This window comes from Mycobacterium sp. TH-M106, assembly GCF_057473765.1.
Map to the genome: position 1 here is coordinate 1 of NZ_JBYCLE010000506.1, position 2,484 is coordinate 2,484.

Genomic DNA, 2,484 nt, shown 5'->3' on the forward strand with positions numbered 1-2,484 from the left:
GGGCACCCCAGCGCGCCGCCGGCGTCAGGTGTGTCTTCAGGCGCACCGAGGTGTCCAGGTAGGCCGGTGCGAAGTATCCGGTCCTGGCCAGCTCGCGACCGTCCGGAGCGATCACGGCGCTGACCCCGGTGGTGCTGGCGACGACAACGTATCGGTCGAATTCGACAGCCCGGACCTTGGAGAACGCCAGCTGCTGCTCGCTCATCAGCTCGCCGAACGTAGCGTTGTTCGCCGGGACCACCAGCAGCTCGGCGCCGTTGTTCACCGACTGCCGCAGAGCTTCGTCGAACGTGACCTCCCAGCAGGTTCCCACACCGACCGCGACACCGGCGGCGTGCACCACCCCGGTGCTGCGGCCCGCCACGATGTGGCCGTACCCGCGCCCGTGCGGGGCGAGGTGGGCGAACAACCATGGCATGGGCAGATACTCGCCGAACGGCTGCACGAACTGCTTGGTGTGGCGCTCGCCCGGCCCCGTCGCCGGATCCCACACGATCACTGTGTTGGTGTAAGCGGGATAGGCGACGTCGCTGTCCGGCACTACCAGCAGCGCGCCGACCAGGATCGGCACCCCGATCGCCGTGGCGGCAACGCCGATCTGCCCGCCGGCGTCCCAGTTGAGCAGTGGATCGATGTCCGACGAGTTCTCCGGCCACACGACGAACGAAGGGCGCGTGGCCCGGCCGGCGCGCACATCGGCAGCCAGCGTCAGCGTCTCGCGGACGTGGTAGTCGAGCACAGCGCGCCGTTGCGCGTTGAAGTCATGCCCGAGCCGGGGCACGCTGCCCTGCACTGCGGCCACGGTGACCGACGGGCCGGCCGCCGAAGCCGCGTGCCGGACCACCGGCCAGGCCACGGCGGCGGCAGTCAACACCGCACACAGGTATGCAGCCGTGGGCAGCAGCGCACTCGCCAAGCCGACGTTCGGTAAGCCTCTGACATCCCGGCTGTGTCGCCGCACCGCAATGTTGCGCGCGGCCGCCGTCAGGCTGGCGCCCAGCAGGACAACTACCGCCGACAGCAGCGGCGCTCCGCCCAGCCGCGCCAACGGCAACAACGGCCCGTGCGTCTGGCCAGTCGCCACAGCACCCCACGGCACTCCACCGAACGGCACCCACGATCGCAGCCACTCCGATACCGGCCACAGCGCCGCGAACCACACCGGCCAGCCTGGCAACCACCGCACCACCACCGCGGCCGCGCCGAAGAACGGCGTGAACACCGCGCCCAGCATCGCCAGCCCCAACCACGCCAGCGGGCCGGCGAACGCACCGGCCCACCGCACCAGCGGCAGATAGAACGCCAAGCCGAAGACCAAACCGTAGATGACCCCGCCAACCAGCGTCGTGGCGCGCTGCGTCAACACCCAGGCGAACAGCGCGAAAGCCGGAACCGCCGTCCACCACCACTCGACCGGCGCAAAACTGGCCCAGAACAGCAAGCCGGCGCAGACCGTGACGCTCAGCCGTGTCAGCTGCGATTGAGCCGCCACGGGCAGGCGGCGACGACTTGGCTCAGCAGCTATGTTCATCTCCTCGTCTCGGCCGATCGAGGCCGATTCGGGCACCTTATCGTTACCGACGTTGCCGGCCCGTGCCGGCCGGCGCCGGGGTAACGACTGGCCGGCCCGCTACGCGTCGGACCCGAAGAACCCATAGGCTGAAAATCGTCTCGATCTGCCGCCTGCGAGGAGTAACGACGTGCCCCCACTCGAACAGAGTCGCCACCTGGTGACCGAGATTCCCGGCCCGGTGTCGATGCAACTCTCCCGGCGGCGTGCCGCAGCGGTGGCCCGGGGCGTCGGCAGTGCGGTGCCGGTCTACGTGGCGCGCGCCGCCGGCGCCATCGTGGAAGACGTCGACGGTAACCGGCTCATCGACCTGGGTGCGGGCATCGCGGTGAACGCGGTCGGCAACACCGCCCCCCGCGTCGTGGACGCGGTCCGCGCTCAGGCCGGCGATTTCGCCCACACCTGCTTCATGGTCACCCCGTACGAGGGTTACGTCGCCGTGGCCGAACAGCTCAACCGGATCACCCCCGGCTCCGGAGAAAAACGCTCGGTGCTGCTCAACTCCGGCGCCGAGGCACTGGAGAACGCCGTCAAGATCGCCCGGTCCTACACCGGCAAGCCCGGCGTGGTCGCGTTCGACCACGGCTACCACGGCCGCACCAACTTGACCCTGGCCCTGACTGCCAGGGCGATGCCGTACAAGAGCGGGTTCGGGCCGTTCGCGCCGGAGATCTACCGGGCGCCGATGTCCTACCCGTACCGCGACGGGCTGGTGAACAAGGACCTCTCCATCGACGGCGAGTGGGCAGCGGCTCGGGCCATCGGCGTGATCGAAAGCCAGATCGGCGCCGAGAACCTGGCGGCGCTGGTCATCGAGCCGATCCAGGGCGAGGGCGGGTTCATCGTTCCGGCCGAGGGATTCCTGCCGACGCTGCTGGCGTGGTGTCGCGACAACGGTGTGGTGTTCATCGCCG

2 protein-coding genes are annotated in these 2,484 nt (G+C 69.6%); one reads left to right on the top strand and one right to left on the bottom strand.

Annotated features, from left to right (window positions below; translation table 11 throughout):
• Nucleotides 1-1,531: apolipoprotein N-acyltransferase (gene lnt / locus AC2VOP_RS17780; RefSeq protein ID WP_486962189.1), on the bottom strand; the 1,531-nt coding region annotated here is incomplete at its 3' end.
• 169 nt (nucleotides 1,532-1,700) lie between these two features.
• On the opposite strand from lnt, the gene AC2VOP_RS17785 reads away from it, so the two are divergent.
• On the top strand, nucleotides 1,701-2,484 hold a 784-nt coding region (locus AC2VOP_RS17785), incomplete at its 3' end, for an aminotransferase class III-fold pyridoxal phosphate-dependent enzyme (protein ID WP_486962188.1).